This window comes from Actinoplanes sp. NPDC019969 (genome assembly GCF_055562375.1).
Genome location: NZ_JBVHFK010000009.1, coordinates 52,813 through 67,833 on the forward strand (window position 1 = coordinate 52,813; position 15,021 = coordinate 67,833).

The 15,021-nt window shown below is 70.3% G+C and carries 12 protein-coding genes; 4 read left to right on the forward strand and 8 right to left on the reverse strand.

The window, feature by feature from the left end; genetic code table 11:
- The first annotated feature begins 2 nt into the window (after positions 1–2).
- Both ACZ3II_RS25910 and ACZ3II_RS25915 read left to right on the forward strand, forming a co-directional pair.
- Complete coding sequence (locus ACZ3II_RS25910) at positions 3–518, forward strand: PH domain-containing protein (protein ID WP_465520322.1); 516 nt, start codon at positions 3–5, stop codon at positions 516–518.
- A complete protein-coding gene (locus ACZ3II_RS25915) occupies positions 515–2,026 on the forward strand; it encodes a PH domain-containing protein (protein ID WP_465520323.1) in 1,512 nt (503 codons plus the stop codon). The genes ACZ3II_RS25910 and ACZ3II_RS25915 overlap by 4 nt, the downstream gene beginning before the upstream one ends.
- On the opposite strand, the gene ACZ3II_RS25920 is transcribed toward ACZ3II_RS25915, so the two are convergent.
- On the reverse strand, positions 2,016–3,173 hold the full coding sequence (locus tag ACZ3II_RS25920) for a restriction endonuclease subunit S (protein WP_465520324.1): 1,158 nt from the start codon (positions 3,171–3,173) through the stop codon (positions 2,016–2,018). The genes ACZ3II_RS25915 and ACZ3II_RS25920 overlap by 11 nt on opposite strands.
- Complete coding sequence (locus tag ACZ3II_RS25925; RefSeq protein ID WP_465520325.1) at positions 3,170–4,528, reverse strand: type I restriction-modification system subunit M; 1,359 nt, start codon at positions 4,526–4,528, stop codon at positions 3,170–3,172. Before ACZ3II_RS25925 ends, ACZ3II_RS25920 begins: the two co-directional genes overlap by 4 nt.
- Positions 4,529–4,890: 362 nt before the next feature.
- On the opposite strand from ACZ3II_RS25925, the gene ACZ3II_RS25930 reads away from it, so the two are divergent.
- Positions 4,891–5,526, forward strand: a complete 636-nt coding sequence (locus ACZ3II_RS25930; RefSeq protein ID WP_465520326.1) for a hypothetical protein — start codon at positions 4,891–4,893, stop codon at positions 5,524–5,526.
- 21 nt (positions 5,527–5,547) lie between these two features.
- Here ACZ3II_RS25930 and ACZ3II_RS25935 read toward each other — a convergent pair whose 3' ends face one another.
- From ACZ3II_RS25935 to ACZ3II_RS25955, 5 genes are all read right to left on the reverse strand, one after another.
- Positions 5,548–6,420, reverse strand: coding sequence for an alpha/beta hydrolase fold domain-containing protein (locus ACZ3II_RS25935; RefSeq protein ID WP_465520327.1), 873 nt, complete (start codon positions 6,418–6,420; stop codon positions 5,548–5,550).
- Between the two features lie 124 nt (positions 6,421–6,544).
- Positions 6,545–7,774: a multiple monosaccharide ABC transporter permease gene (gene mmsB / locus ACZ3II_RS25940; protein WP_465520328.1), complete on the reverse strand. Its 1,230-nt coding sequence runs from the start codon at positions 7,772–7,774 to the stop codon at positions 6,545–6,547.
- Positions 7,771–9,324 carry a multiple monosaccharide ABC transporter ATP-binding protein gene (gene mmsA / locus ACZ3II_RS25945; protein WP_465520329.1) on the reverse strand — a complete coding sequence of 518 codons (1,554 nt, stop codon included), beginning with the start codon at positions 9,322–9,324 and terminating at the stop codon, positions 7,771–7,773. Before mmsA ends, mmsB begins: the two co-directional genes overlap by 4 nt.
- A 78-nt stretch (positions 9,325–9,402) precedes the next feature.
- The gene (gene chvE / locus ACZ3II_RS25950) at positions 9,403–10,518 is read right to left on the reverse strand and encodes a multiple monosaccharide ABC transporter substrate-binding protein (protein ID WP_465520330.1); all 1,116 of its coding nucleotides are present in this window, start codon (positions 10,516–10,518) and stop codon (positions 9,403–9,405) included.
- Between the two features lie 277 nt (positions 10,519–10,795).
- Positions 10,796–11,209 (reverse strand): DUF2000 family protein, encoded by a 414-nt coding sequence (locus ACZ3II_RS25955; RefSeq protein ID WP_465520331.1) that lies wholly within the window; start codon positions 11,207–11,209, stop codon positions 10,796–10,798.
- Between the two features lie 50 nt (positions 11,210–11,259).
- Between ACZ3II_RS25955 and ACZ3II_RS25960 the strand changes: the two genes are divergently transcribed.
- The gene (locus tag ACZ3II_RS25960) at positions 11,260–12,063 is read left to right on the forward strand and encodes a helix-turn-helix transcriptional regulator (protein ID WP_465520332.1); all 804 of its coding nucleotides are present in this window, start codon (positions 11,260–11,262) and stop codon (positions 12,061–12,063) included.
- A 358-nt stretch (positions 12,064–12,421) separates the two neighbouring features.
- Here ACZ3II_RS25960 and ACZ3II_RS25965 read toward each other — a convergent pair whose 3' ends face one another.
- A complete protein-coding gene (locus ACZ3II_RS25965; protein WP_465520333.1) occupies positions 12,422–14,374 on the reverse strand; it encodes an L-lactate permease in 1,953 nt (650 codons plus the stop codon).
- Positions 14,375–15,021: the final 647 nt, after the last annotated feature.

A 15,021-nucleotide genomic window follows, 5' to 3' on the forward strand; every position in this document is an offset into this window, starting at 1 on the left:
GCATGGTCTCGTCTTCGGTGCCGGCCGACATCCGGCTTCGCCTGCGTCCGCCGCGGCGGCGGCTCGACCGCCGCTTCATTCTGTGGCAGACGTTGCAGGCGATCATCTGGTGTGCGGTGGTGCTGGGGATCCTCGGGACGATCTTCTGGTACGCCGAGAGCTGGCGCCCGTGGCTGCTGCCGGTCATCGGGCTCGCCGCCGTGACGTTCGCGGTGGACATCACGATCATGCCGGCCTGGCACTACCGGGTGCACCGCTGGGACGCCACCGACGACGCCGTCTACGCCCTCACCGGCTCGTTCACCCACAAGTGGCAGATCGTGCCGATCTCGCGCATCCAGAGCATCGACACCGAGATCGGCCCGCTGCAGCGGCGTCTGGGGCTGGCCACCATCACCGTCACCACGGCCTCGTCGGAGGGCAAGATCTCGATCGAGGGTGTGAACGCCGCGGAGGCCGAGGTGACCGTCGACCGGCTGCGGGAGATTACCGGGGCGACCGAGGGCGACGCGACATGACCGTCTCGCCCGCGGTGGACGGCGGCCCGGACGAGACGGCGACCGGCCCGGAGCAGCCGTGGCGGCGGCTGAGCGTGCGGGTGGTGCACCTCGGGCTGATCCGCTTGGTGCTGTCGTCGGTGACCGGGTTCGCCGGGATCGCCCTGCGCGACGATCCGGTGTGGCCGCTGGTGATCGGCGCCGTGTTCGGCCTGCTCCGGGCGGTGTCGGATGTGAAACGGTGGCAGTCCACCCGGTTCCGGATCACCGCGCAGCGGGTGGAGATGCGCACCGGCTGGATCGCCCGCAAGCACCGGATCGTGGCCCGGGACCGGATCCGCAGCGTGGACAGTTCGGCCAAGCTGCTGCCGCGGCTGTTGGGGCTGCGCACGGTGCACATCGGATCCGGCGAGTCCATCAGCTCGTTCCACCTCGATGCCCTGGACCGCGGGAACGCCGCGCTGGTGCGGCAGGAGCTGATGCCGGGCCACGGGAGCACGCCCGGCCCGGCCGTCCCGGAGAGCGGCGGCGCTGTCGCGGAGACCGTCATCGCCACGCTGCAACGCGGCTGGGTGCCGCTGAACGCGGTGACCGTGTGGGCGGTCCTGGCGGTCGCCGGCCCGCTGTTCGCGCTGTACTGGCCGCTGAAAGTGCTCGGCGTCGACCTGCTCGCCCTGGGCCGCGACCTGATCGGCTGGGACAGCCGCGGTCTCGCCGCCAACCTCGGGCTGCTGCTGCTGATCGGCTACCCCCTGGGCATCGCCGTGTCGGCCGTGGCGTTCGCCGTCGAGAACTGGAACTTCCGGCTGGTCCGCACCGGCACCGCCCCGGACACCGCCCTGGTGACCAGCAGGGGCCTGCTCAGCACCCAGACCGTGCAGCGTTCCGACGCCCGGATCCGCGGGATCACGTTCGCCGAGCCGCTGCTGCTGCGCGGGCTGCGGATCGTCCGGACCGGCCTGCTGCTGACCGGGCTGGGCGGCACGGGCGAGGGGTCCGGTGGCGGTATCCTGCCCCGGCTGCGGCGGGAGGAGGCGCGGGAGATCGCGGCCCGGATCCTGCCCGACGGGACCCGGCCCCTCGAGGCGCCGCTGCGCCGGCATCCGCGGGGCGCGCTGACCCGGCGGCTGGGCTGGGCGGTCATCCACCCGGCGCTGGCGTCCGCGGCGCTGGCGCTGTTCACCCTGAGCGGGGCGCTGCCCGGGTGGGTGTGGCCGCTGCCGTTGCTGCTGACACCGGTCACCGTGCCGCTGGCCGTGGTCGCCTACCGGGCTCTCGGCCATACCGTGACCGGGGACTATCTGGCGGTTCGCGGGGGCCCGCTGACGCGGCGCACGGTCGCGCTGCAACGGCGGGCGGTGATCGGCTGGACCGTCCGGCAGTCGTTGTTCCAGCGTCGTGGTGGCCGGGCGACCGTCGAGGTGGCGACGTCGGCCGGGGAACGGCACTACACGGCGCCGGACGTCTCCGTCGACCAGGCGCTCGCGCTGATCACCGAGGCCACCCCGCAGCTGCCGGTCAGCCGCTGAACGCCTGGTCGCGCAGGGCCGCGTACAGGTCGTCGGCCTGCGTCACCGCCGTCCGGTGCCGGGCCAGCAGCGTCCCGGCGACGGCGGCGCGGCGGCTGAACTCGGCCTGCGCGGCCAGCGGCGGCACCGGGATCTCCAGGGTCCGCAGGCGGCCCATGCTGATCCGGGTACGGGTCTGCCCGAGCCGGAGCCGCCGGGCGGCGGCGACGGTACCGGGCATGTTGAGGGCGGCGGCCACGTACTCGGGGGTGGCGAGCGCCGGGTCGACCCGTACCTGCACGCAGTCGGCCTTGTTGAGGGCCCGGTCCAGCCACGGCGGTTGCACGCAGGCGCGCGGCGCGGGGTCGCCGAGTGTCGCGACCAGCACGTCACCGGGCCGGCACGGGTGGCGGCGCAGCCCGGCGAAGTGCTTCTCGGAGACGTACGCCCGGTCGTGGTCGGCGAACTCGCCGGCGAGGATGTTCTGCAGGCGCACCACCCGTACCCCGGAATCGGTGTAGTGGGCGGTCTTCAGCCCTGAACCGAACGGGCCGTCCGCCATGACCGCCGTGAGGGCGCCGAGCGGCTCGCACGGCCAGCGGCCCGCCGGGAACATCTCCGAGAAGATCGCCGGCACCAGCTCGGACAGCAGCTCACCGACCCGGCGGCGGCGGTCGCGCAGGTCGTCGGCGCGGCTCAGCACGGCGGCGATCCGTTGCTGCTCGGACCGGGCGGGCAGCGGGATCGCCAGGTCGCGGACGGCCCGGTCGGTGACGGCGGGGTAGCTCTGACCGGTGGCCCGGCGGGTCAGGGCGGCCACGAAACGCGGGGTGCGTACCCAGTGGAACAGGTACCGGCTGTCCAGCCGCCCGGCCGGGCGCAGCACGCAGAACCCGGTCGACGCGGTCGCGCCGTCCAGGTCGTCGCCGACCAGGGCGACCCCGTTCAGGTTGGGCCGGACCATCGACACCAGCACGTCACCGGCGCGCACCAGCTGGCGGGCCCGGCTCGGTGCCGCCGCCGACGGCACCGTCCGGTCACCGGTGATCCGTTTGGTGCGCTGGTCGATCGCTCCGAGGTCGATGTAGCGGAACCGGCCGTCCGGCGCGGTCCGCGGATCCCAGGTGCGCACCGGGCGGACCAGCTCGCCGATCCGGGCCGTCGTCACCGCAGCATCGCCTTCAACGCGGCCAGGTCGCGCCGCATCTCACCGTCCAGGGTCTCCAGGTCGGCGAGGATGTCTTGGGGCGGGCGGTGCACGGGGGTGGTGGGGACGACGCTGCGGTAGCGGTTCAGGGTCAGGTCGTACCCCTGCTCGGCGATCTCCTCCCGCGGCACGCAGAAACTCTGCCCGGTACGTGGCCGGTCGCGTTCGCTGCCGTCCCGGTGCGGCCAGCGGGCCAGCAGGTCCGGCAGGTCGTCCGCGTCGTGCGGGACCCGTCTGTCGTCGAGGCTGAAACCGTCCGCGGTGACGTCGTAGAACCACACCCGGCCGGTGCCGCCGCGATCGGTGCGGGTGAAGAACAGAATCGCGGTGGAGACTCCGGCGTACGGTTTGAAGACTCCCCCCGGCAGCCGCACCACCGCGTCCAGCCGGTGCTCGTCGACCAGGGTGCGGCGCAGGTCCCGGTGGGCCCGTGTCGACCCGAACAGCACCCCCTCCGGCACGATCACCGCGGCCCGGCCGCCGGGCGCCAGCAGCCGCAGGATCAGCGCCAGGAACAGCAGCTCGGTCTTGCGGGTCGGCGCGATCGCCCGCAGGTCCGCCGCCACGTCGAGGCTGCCGGCGAACGGCGGGTTCGCCAGGATCATCGTGTACCGGCCGGCGTCGGAGTCCGCGCCTTCGCGCAGCGAGTCCCGGTACCGGATGTCGGGCTGCTCCACCCCGTGCAGCAGCATGTTCATGCTGGCGATCCGCAGCATGGTCCGGTCGAAGTCGAACCCGTGCAACCGGCCCGCCTCGCCCCGCACCCGGTCGGCGGCCGCCACCAGGAAACCCGCCGTCCCGCACGCCGGGTCGCAGATCTCGTCCTCCGGGCCGGGCGCCATCATCGCGACGATCACCCGGATGATGTGCCGGGGCGTACGGAACTGGCCGTTCTGCCCGGCGGTGGCGAGCCGGCCCAGCATGTACTCGTACAGGTCGCCCTTGGTGTCCCGGTCCTTCAGCGGCAGCTCCCCGATCATCGCGACCGCCTTCGCCAGCAGACTCGCCGTCGGGATCGTGAACCGGGCGTCGCGCATGTGGTGGGCGTAGGTGGAGTCGCCGCCGTCCAGCCCGCGCAGCCACGGGAACACCTCGTCACGGACGACCGCCAGCATCCGTTCCGGCTCGTCCAGCGCGGTGAACGAGCGCCAGCGCAGGTGGGCGGTCTGCTCGGTGTGGACGTCCAGGTCGTCGAGGCGCCGGATGAACATCAGGTAGGTGATCTGCTCGAGCACTTCGAGCGGGTTCGAGATCCCACCCGACCAGAAGGCATCCCACACCCGGTCGATCCTGCGCTTGAGCTGCCCGGTAATCACCGGCGCAGACTAGCCGAACAGTGCCCGCGCACGGCCTCACCGCGCCGCCGGTCAGCGCCTAGCGGGCGCTGTTCAAGCTGTCTCTTGACTACTGGGCTTGGAGCGTGAGCACTCCGGCGCACGCCCAGGATGGGCACGGAAGGAGGGGTCGTGACGGCGGACACGAGTGGGGCGGCTGCGGGACCGGGCCAGCCGGGTGCGGGCCACCGTGCTTCTCGCGCCGGCGGGCCGGCGGGCCGGCGAAGATCGTCGATGGCAGATGTACCGGCGAGTGGGCGCCGGACTGTGGCCACGCGTCCGTGGTCTGCTGGAGTGACCCGGTGGGGACCGACAGGCCTGCGGCGGGCGGTGCAGAATCGGGCATGACCTCGCAGATGCCGGATCTGGTCCGGTTTCGTGGCACGGAGTTCGCGGTGACGGCGGTCGACGGCGTGGGGCTGTTCGATCCGGTGGCGCACGGCTGCCGGCCGGGTGATCTGGGGTCGGCCTGCTGGCGCGGGTTCTTCTGCGAATACGCCCTGGACGAGCGGCTCCTGCTGACCACCGTGTGTCTCGGGCGGCCGGAGGGTGGCGGGCCGCCGCCGGTGCTGTTCGGCACGACGGCGGGGCGTACCGTGGCACTGTTCCGGACCGGGCACCGCTATGCCGGGCTGCGGGAGCCGGTCGCGTTCACCGGGCGGCTGCTGCTCGGCGACGGCCACGTCTCCGCCGGCTACCTGAACATGGGTTTCCGGCCCGCCTGGCTGTGCGCCGAGGTCGTCGAGGTGCACCTCGACGACGGCCTGCTCACCGCGGCCCACGACCGGTCCGCCGACGCCGCCGCCGTTCGCGAGCGCCTGGGCGAGGCCGGTTTGCGGCCCCGCGACGACGCCGACCGCAGCGCCTGGATCGACCGAACGTTCTCCCTGTCGTTCGGTTACAGCCTGCCGAAACCTTTTTCCGGTACGGGCCACGCAGCGTCCCCGGACGATCCGGAGGCTACGGCGGGGCGGCCCTGACGGACCGTCCCCGCCACCGGCTCATGCGGGCCCCAACGCCTTGCCGAAATGCGCGATGGCCACCGTGACCTCGGTCGGCACGTCGGTGCCGAGGAAGACGTGGTCGGCGCCGGGCAGGATCCGCAGTTCGGCCGGGGCGCCCGCGGCGACGAGGCGTTCGTGCAGTTCCCGGCTCTGCCCGGCGGGGACGGTGCGGTCCTCGGCGCCGTGCACGAGCAGGATCGGCGGGGCCGACGCGGACACGTAGCTGACCGGGCTGGCCGCGGCGGCCTCCTTCGGCCGCTCCTGGACGGGGCCGCCGACGAGCAGGCTCTCCGGCGAGTCGGCGGCGTCGTGGTCCTGGATGCCGCGGGGATGGTTCTGCGCGGCCATGCTGAGCAGGTTGGACGGCCCGTACCAGACGACGGCGGCCTGCACCGCGTCGGAGACGCCGAGGATGCCGACGTCGCCGGCCAGGTCCGGGTCGTCGCCGGTGAGCGCGGCCAGGGACGCCAGGTGCCCGCCGGCGGACTCACCGAACGCGCCGAACCGGGCCGGGTCCAGGCCGAGCGTGCCGGCGTGGTGGCGCAGCCAGCGGATGGCGGCTTTCACGTCGTGCAGCTGGGCGGGCATCGGCGCCTCGGCGCTGAGCCGGTAGGTGATCCGGGCGACCGCGTAGCCGGCGTCGAGGAGCCGGTCGGTGATCCGGCCGGCGGCCAGCGCCGGGGCCTCGCCCTTGTTGCTGCCGAGCAGCCACGCGCCGCCGTGGATCCAGACGATCACCGGGTGCGGGCCGTCGCCGGCGGGGCGGAACAGGTCGAGGGTCAGCGCCCGCACGCCCGGGAACCAGCCGAACGCGGCGTCCCGCCAGATCAGGCGGCCGGGCGCGGTTTCGGGCTCGGGTGGCCCGTACATCCGGGGGTCGTTCCTGTCCGGCGGAAACATCGCATCCCCCTCGTGTCCGAGATCGACCGCCAACGATAACAGCGCCGCCCGGGGTGACCCCGGACGGCGCTGTTTTCCTTCCCCCCGGAAGGTCCTACTTGCCGCGACGCTTGTTCAGGATGTCCAGGGCCACCGCGGCGATCAGCACGAGACCCTTGATGACCTGCTGGTAGGCCGGGTCGGTACCCATGATCGACAGGCCCATGTTGAGCACACCCATGATCAGCGCACCGATGATGGCGCCGGTGATCTTGCCGATGCCACCGTTGACCGAGGTACCACCGATGAAGGCGGCCGCGATCGCGTCCAGCTCGTAGTTGGTGCCGGCCGCGGCGATGCCGGCGCCGGCCCGCGAGGTCGTGACGACGGCGGCGATGCCGGCGAGCAGCCCCATGTTCACGAAGATCAGGAAGTTGACCCGCTTGGTCTTCACACCGGAGAGCATCGCGGCGGGCAGGTTGCCGCCCATCGCGTAGATGTGCCGGCCGAAGATCGTGTTGTTCATCAGGAACGTGTAGATCAGCACCAGCACGCCGACGATGATCAGCACGATCGGGGTCCCGGCGGCGCTGGACGCCAGCAGGTAGGTGACCGCGCCGATGGCCAGCGCCGACAGCACCAGCTTGCCGACGAACGCGGCGAACGGCTCGGTGTGCAGGTCCAGCTTGTTCAGCTCACGGCGGGCCCGGATCTGGGCGAGCGCCAGGCCGGCGAAGGCGAAGACACCGATGAACACGGTGATGCCGTCGAGGTTGCCGATGTAGCCCAGCGCCGCCGGCAGCGAGCCGTTGCTGATGTCGTTGAACCCGGCCGGCAGGCCGGCGACGGTCTGGTCGAGCACGACGATCGCCAGACCACGGAACAGCAGCATGCCACCGAGGGTGACGATGAAGGCGGGGATGCCCGCGTACGCGACCCAGAAGCCCTGCCAGCAGCCGACCAGGGCGCCGACCAGCACCGAGGCGGCGACCGCGAGCGGCCACGACAGCTCGAAGTCGGTGATCAGGATGGCGCAGATACCGCCGACGAACGCGACCACGGAACCGACCGACAGGTCGATGTGGCCGGCCACGATGACCATCACCATGCCGATGGTCAGGATGAACACGTACGCGTTCTGCTGGATCAGCGCGGCGATGTTGTCCGGGTTGAGCATCAGGCCGTCGGTGGTGACCTGGAAGATCGCGAGGATCACCAGCAGCGCGGCAATCATGCCGTACTGCTGGATGTTCTGGCCGAGGTAGGCCTTGAGCGACCCGCCGTTGTTCTTCTTGGGGGGCTCGGGCTGTGCCTTCGGCTGCTCGAGCGTGGTGGGGGCGCTCACCGCGTTGCTCCGCTCTTCTCCATGGTCATGTAGCGCATGAGGCTCTCCTGGCTGGCCTCGGCGCGGGGAAGTTGCCCGGTGATCCGGCCCTGGCTCATCGCGTAGATCCGGTCGCAGATGCCGAGCAGCTCGGGCAGCTCCGAGGAGATCACGATGACGGCCTTGCCGGAGTCCGCGAGCTTGTTGATGATCTCGTAGATCTCGTACTTGGCGCCGACGTCGATGCCACGGGTGGGCTCGTCGAGGATCAGCACCTCAGGCTCGGTGAAGAGCCACTTGGCGAGCACGACCTTCTGCTGGTTGCCGCCGGACAGCTTGCCGACGACCACGTCCACGCTGTTGGCCCGGGTCTTCATGTCCTTGCGGAACTGCTCGGCCATGACGACCTCACGGCCGGCGTCGACCACACCGCCCTTGGTGATGCGCTTGAGCTTCGCGGCCGAGGTGTTGCGCTTGATGTCGTCGATCAGGTTGAGACCGTAGTGCTTGCGGTCCTCGGTCGCGTACGCGATGCCGTGCTCGATCGCCGCGTCCACCGTCTTGAGCGACACCTGCTTGCCGTGCAGGAACAGCTTGCCGGTGATGTTCGCGCCCCAGCTGCGGCCGAAGATGCTCATGGCCAGCTCGGTGCGGCCGGCGCCCATCAGCCCGGCGATGCCGACGATCTCGCCGGCGCGCACGTTCAGGCCGGCGTCGTCGACGACGACCCGGCTGTGGTCGACGGGGTGGTGCACGGTCCAGTTCTCGATCCGCAGCACCTCCTCGCCGATGGTCGGGGTGTGGTCCGGGTACCGGTGCTCCAGGTCCCGGCCGACCATGCCGCGGATGATGCGTTCCTCGGTGACCGGCTCGGCGCCGCGCATGTCGAGAGTCTCGATGCTCTGACCGTCGCGGATGATCGTCGTGCTGTCGGCGATCGCGGCGATCTCGTTGAGCTTGTGCGAGATGATGATCGACGTGATCCCCTGCCCCTGCAGGTGGCGGATCAGGTCGAGCAGGTGTGCGGAGTCCTCGTCGTTGAGCGCCGCGGTGGGCTCGTCGAGGATGAGCAGCTTGACCTTCTTGGAGAGCGCCTTGGCGATCTCCACGAGCTGCTGCTTGCCGACCCCGATGTCCTGGATCCGGGTGTCCGGGGACTCGTCCAGTCCGACCCGGGCAAGCAGGTCGGCAGCCTGCTTGTTGGTCTGGGCCCAGTTGACGACGCCACCCTTGGCCCGCTCGTTGCCGAGGAAGATGTTCTCGGCGATCGACAGGTACGGGCTGAGCGCCAGCTCCTGGTGGATGATGACGATGCCGCGCTCCTCGGAGTCACGGGTCGTCTTGAACCTGCAGGTCTCGCCTTCGAAGACGATGTCACCCTCGTACGTGCCGTGCGGGTACACACCCGACAGCACCTTCATCAGGGTGGACTTGCCCGCGCCGTTCTCACCACAAATGGCATGAACCTCCCCGCGGGCCACGCTCAGCGTGACGTCCGAGAGCGCCTTGACGCCCGGGAAGGTCTTGGTGATCCCCCGCATCTCGAGGATCGGGGTCGTGTCGTTGGCCATCGCACACAACTCGCTTGCTCTAGGTCTCTTCAAACCGGGACCGGCCAGGCCCTCGCGGGCCTGGCCGGGTGCGACTACTTACAGGCCGAGCTTGTCGGCGGTGTAGAAGCCGGAGTCGACCAGCGCGGTCTTGGCGTTCTCCTTGGTCACGACGACCGGCGGGAGCAGGTACGACGGGACGACCTTGTTGCCGTTGTTGTAGGTCTTCTCGTCGTTGACCTCGACCGTGGTGCCCTTGGTGATCGAGTCGACCATCTTCAGGACCTGGTCACCCAGGGTACGGGTGTCCTTCCAGACCGTCATCGACTGCTTGTCGGCGAGGATGTTCTTGGTGTTCGCCAGGTCGGCGTCCTGACCGGTGATGACCGGGTAGTCGGCGCCCGGCTTGTAGCCCTTGGACTCCAGCGACTGGGCGATGCCCAGCGCGAGCGAGTCGTTCGGGGACAGGACGACGTTGACCTTCTTGCCGCCGGTGTAGAACGAGTTCAGGCGGTTGTCCATCTCGGACTGCGCGGTCTCGGTCTTCCAGCCCTTGACGGAGACCTTGGTCCACTCGTCGTTGCTGGCCGGCTTCTTGCCGGACGGGACGACGAGCTTGCCGCTGTCCAGGTACGGCTTGAGGACGTCCCACGCGCCGGAGAAGAAGAACTTGGCGTTGTTGTCGTCGTCCGAGCCGGCGAAGGGCTCCAGGTTGAACGGGCCCTTGCCGTCCTTCAGGCCCAGCTTCTCGACGATGAACTCGCCCTGGAGCTTGCCGACCTGGTAGTTGTCGAAGGTCGCGTAGTAGTCGACGTTCGGCGTCGAGTTGATCAGACGGTCGTAGGCGATGACCTTGACCTTCTTCTCCGCGGCCTTCTCCAGCGCCGGCGCGAGGGCGGTGCCGTCGATCGAGGCCACGACCAGAACCTTCGGGTTCTGGTTGATCATGTTCTGGATCTGGGTGATCTGCTGCTCGACGCTGTCGGCGTGCTGCAGAGAAGTCTGGTAGCCCGCCTTCTTGAGGATCTCGTCGAGGTGCGAGCCGTCCTTGTTCCAGCGCTCGAGGCTCTTCTGCGGCATCGCGATGCCGATCAGGTTCGAGGCGGCCGCGCCGGAGTCGGTGGAGGACTCGTCGCGGGTGCTGCTGCAGGCGGAGGTCGCGGCCAGGGAAGCAGCCAGCGCGACGGACGCGAGGACCCGGAAGTTCTTGGACACCTCGTCGTCTCCTTTCTATGGGGCCCGCGCTCGGCGGGCCTGCGAACCTTCGATTTGTTGCTGCGCACAACATACGGCTATGTCGCGGGAGTTTCACGAGGGGGTTCGTAACGGCTGCGTAACACTGCCTGTGACCAACAGAGCGAAGAGCGCCCACACACGCCGCAGAGCGGCGACAGCCCGTAACCGCAACGCCTTCATCGTATTTGTTGGCCACGCCGACTAATACTTTCCCCACCATCTGTCACCGACAGCCCCCGGCACGTCACCGCACGTGTCACGGGTGCATCCGCGCGCCCTTGACGATCCGGTCCACGCCGTTGCGCGGCCCGTGCACGGCCAGCCCCACCAGATCCAGGCCCGCCGTACCGACCGCACGCACCGCCGCCCGATTGTCCGCATCGTGCCCGGTCGCGAACAGATCCGAGGTGAACACCGCCAGCACCACCCCCTCCCGGCCCAGCGCCCGCCCGTGCGCCGCCGACAGCAGCTCCTTGCCACCCTCGAACACCAGCACCGGCTGCCGGAACATCGGCAGATACGCCACGTCATCGGCGTCGAGATAGGGCTGCCCGACCACCTCCGGAACCGCCGAACCCAGACCGGACACCAGAAATGCCGTCACGTTCAACCGCTGCCAGGTGACCAGATCGTCCCGCAACAACACCGCGATCTTGGTGGAGAACCTCATGCGCCCCATCGTCCGCCGTACCCACCCACCAGGTCTTGTACGCTTTTGACGTGCCCCCGCTCCGCTCCTGGCGCCCACCACTGCACGGGGTCGCCGAGGTGCTGCACGCCCGGTTCGAGCACCACGCCTACCCCATGCACGCCCACGACACCTGGACCGTGCTCCTCGTCGACGACGGCGCCGTCCGCTACGACCTCGACCGGCACGAACGCGGCGCCTTCGGCGACCTCGTCACCCTGCTGCCACCCCGCATCCCGCACAACGGCGCCTCGGCCCGGCCCGGCGGCTTCCGCAAACGCGTTCTCTACCTCGAGGAGAACCAGCTCCCGGTACGCCTCACCGGCGCCACCGTCGACACCCCCGCCATCACCGACCAGCACCTGCACGACACCATCTCCACCGTGCACCGCCTCCTCCGAAGCCCCGGAGAGACCCCGCTCGCCGAAGACCTGCTGACCCTCGCCCTCGCCCGGCTCCGCACCCACCTCGGCGACACCGCCGCATGGCGCCCGCCGTCACGAGCCGCCGCCCTCGCGCTCCGCGACCTCCTCGAAGAACACATCGTCGACGGACTCCCGCTGCCCGCCGCCGCCGCGACCCTGCACTACGACCGGGCACACCTGGTCCGCTCGTTCCGCCGCGCCTACGGCATGACCCCCCACCAGTACGTCATCTCCCGCCGCGTCGACCTCGCCCGCCGCCTCATCCTCGCCGGGCGGCCACTGCGCGCCGTCGCCGCCGCCAGCGGCTTCCACGACCAGCCACACCTCAACCGCCACTTCACACGCATCCTCGGCGTCACGCCGGGCCGCTTCACCCGCGACCATTCGGTACGGGCCACACCGGCCCCGTGACCCCCGCTCACCCCCGGCTGGTTGTCAGGGCTGTCTCGGGCGCCGCGAGACAGCCCTGACAACCAGCCGCACAAGAACGCCAGCCGTCGCTCACGCCTCTTACGGAGTCCCTATGACCTGCGTGGGGTACGGCCGGCTTCGCCAGCCGTACCCCACGCCCCTCCCGCAAGCCGTATGACCTTCCTGGACAACGGCCGGGCCCGCCGGCCGTACCCCACGCCCCTTACGGAGTCTGTATGACGTGCCCGGGCGACGGCCGGGCCCGCCAGCCGTACGCCAGAACGGTTACGCGCCGGCCTTTACAGGTCTGGGCGACGGCCGGCGAACTGCCGCAACCCGCGGGATCCGCCGGGCGATGTCAGCGGGGCACCATCCAGTCCAGCACCGGCGTGCCCTGCAACGTCACCAGCACACACATGAACAGCAGCAGGACCAGGCTCCAGCCGACCACCCGCCGGAAGATGTCGCCCTCCCTACCGGCCATGCCGACCGCCGACGCCGCGATCGCCAGGTTCTGCGGGCTGATCATCTTGCCGAGCACGCCCCCGGACGAATTCGCCGCCGCGAGCAGCACCGGATCCAGGCCCGCCTGCACCGCGGTCTGCACCTGCAGCGCCCCGAACAGCGCGTTCGACGACGTGTCCGAACCGGTCACCGCCACCCCGATCCAGCCCAGAATCGACGACAGGAACACGAACACCCCACCGGCCGCGGCGAAGAACTCCCCCAGCGTCGCGGTCTGCCCGGACTGGTTGAGCACGTACGCCAGCGCCAGCACCGCCATCACCGTCACGATCGCGTGCCGCAACTCGTAGTACGTTCGGCCGTACGCCCTCACCGCGTCACCCGGCCGGATCCGCAACACGATCGCCGTCAGGACACCCGCCAGGATCATCAGCGTCCCGGCCGCCGGCAGCCAGCCGAACGTGAAGTTCGTCGAGGCCAGCGGCTTGCCGTTCGCACCGATGACGTCCAGGCCGGGCCAGGCGAACACCACCGTCCACGGCTTCTCGGCCAGGGCGCTCTTGATCGGCCCCAGGTTCGCGATCGAGAAGATGGCGATGATGATCAGGTACGGGGCGTACGCCCGCAGCACCTCCACCGGCGGATCCCGCCGCACCGCCGCTCCCCCGCTCCCCGGCTCCGCACCAGCCGTCTCTGCGGCTGCCGCCCCTTCGGCGGCCGTTCGCGTTTCCGCGCTTCTCCGATCGGCCGCTCGGGATCCCGCGCTTTCCCCACCGGCCGGCCGCGTTCCCGCGCTTTCCACGTCGGCCGCCCGAGATCCCGCGCTTTCCCCACCGGCCGGCCGCGTTTCCACGCTTTCCGAGCCGGCCATTCGCGTTCCGGCCGGCCCTGGGGATCCGGTGGTTTCCACGCCGGCAGTGGTTCCGGCTGCCGCTCGGGTCTCGGCGTTCTCCTCCGCACGGGTCAGCGGCTCGGCGTGCAGGTCGGGGCTCTCGGACGGGTGCCACACCCGCAGCAGCAGCACCACGGCCGCGGCGGACACCAGCGCGGCGACGATGTCGGTGAGCGGAACCGAGATGTAGTTCGCGGCGACGAACTGACTCACCCCGAACGTCAACCCCGCGACGAGAGCGACCGGCCAGGTCTGCCGTACGCCACGGCGTCCGTCCACCACTGCTACCAGCACCAGGGGTACGACCACCGCCAGGATCGGGGTCTGCCGTCCGACCATCGCCCCGAGCGTGTCGGTGTTGAGCCGCGGATCGGCGACCGCCCCCGACGTGACAGTGCCGAGCGTGACGATCGGCGTCGCGAGAGCACCGAACGCGACCGGGGCGGTGTTCGCGATCAACGCCACGGCCGCCGCCCGCAACGGCCGGAACCCGAGCGCCATCAGCATCACCACGGTGACGGCGACGGGCGTACCGAAGCCGGCGAGAGCCTCCAGAAGCGCGCCGAAGCAGAACGCCACGATGATCGCCTGGATCCGCATGTCCGGGCTGACCCGTTCCATCGACCGCCGCAGCACGTCGAAATGCCCGCTCACCACGGTCAGGTTGTAGACCCAGATGGCATTGATGACGATCCACAGAATCGGGAAGAACCCGAACGCCGCCCCCTCACTGGCCGACAGCAGCGCCTGCCCGATCGGCATCGAGTAGACCGCCACCGCGACGACCAGCGCCACCCCGAGCGAGATCAGCCCGGCCAGCCAGGCCCGCATCCGCACGACACCGAGCAGCAGGAACAGCGTCAGCAGCGACAACGAGGCGAAGATCGCGGACAGCGCGACGGATCCCCCCACCGGATCGGTCACGATCGTGAACTGTTCAAACATGACAGCCATCCAGGGTCATCGATCACCTATCCGGCAATCTAGTCCCCTCCCCCCGAACCGCAAGCGCTCACCACGGGTTCCGTGACGCGACCATCCCGCAGGTCGCGAGCGCTGCTCCAACACGATGTCCACGGCACTCACGCTCAGCCGAAAGCCTCAGTTGGCTCCTACGGCGGTCTCGGCATCGGTGAGACAGCCGTGGCAACCAGCCGCACAGGATCCACGCAACTGGGCAGACCCGTCACCATCGCTACGGCGTCCTAGGAGGCTAGTTCTTTGAAGTCGACGGCTAGCGTCGAGCACCACCGTGGGGGCCTCGGCGGATTTCATGCACCAGCGGCTGGAGCCGTGCCTTGGGCCGGGGTCCTGCGGCGGGTTGATCGGATGGCGGCGAAGCGCGGAGGCGGCGAGATAACGGTATGACGGGTCGGCGGGTCCGTGAGGTGGCGAGACGACGGGATCGCTGGGGCGAGCGGGATCACGGAATGGCGCTACGGCGGGGCTGCGAGACGACGGCGCGGCGGGACATGAGGTGGCGAGACGACGGCGCGGCGGGACATGAGGTGGCGAGACGACGGCGCGGCGGCGCGCGAGCGGGATGACGGAATGGCGCGGCGGCGGGGCGGCAGTGTGACGGAATGGCGAGGCGATCGAGT

Coding starts and splice junctions, on each gene's coding strand:
- mmsA (WP_465520329.1), bottom strand. CDS start 9,324: ATGGCCAACGACACGACCCCGATCCTCGAGATGCGGGGGATCACCAAG.
- ACZ3II_RS25965 (WP_465520333.1), bottom strand. CDS start 14,374: ATGGCTGTCATGTTTGAACAGTTCACGATCGTGACCGATCCGGTGGGG.
- ACZ3II_RS25930 (WP_465520326.1), top strand. CDS start 4,891: ATGACCTCGCAGATGCCGGATCTGGTCCGGTTTCGTGGCACGGAGTTC.
- ACZ3II_RS25935 (WP_465520327.1), bottom strand. CDS start 6,420: ATGTACGGGCCACCCGAGCCCGAAACCGCGCCCGGCCGCCTGATCTGG.
- ACZ3II_RS25910 (WP_465520322.1), top strand. CDS start 3: ATGGTCTCGTCTTCGGTGCCGGCCGACATCCGGCTTCGCCTGCGTCCG.
- ACZ3II_RS25915 (WP_465520323.1), top strand. CDS start 515: ATGACCGTCTCGCCCGCGGTGGACGGCGGCCCGGACGAGACGGCGACC.
- ACZ3II_RS25955 (WP_465520331.1), bottom strand. CDS start 11,209: ATGAGGTTCTCCACCAAGATCGCGGTGTTGTTGCGGGACGATCTGGTC.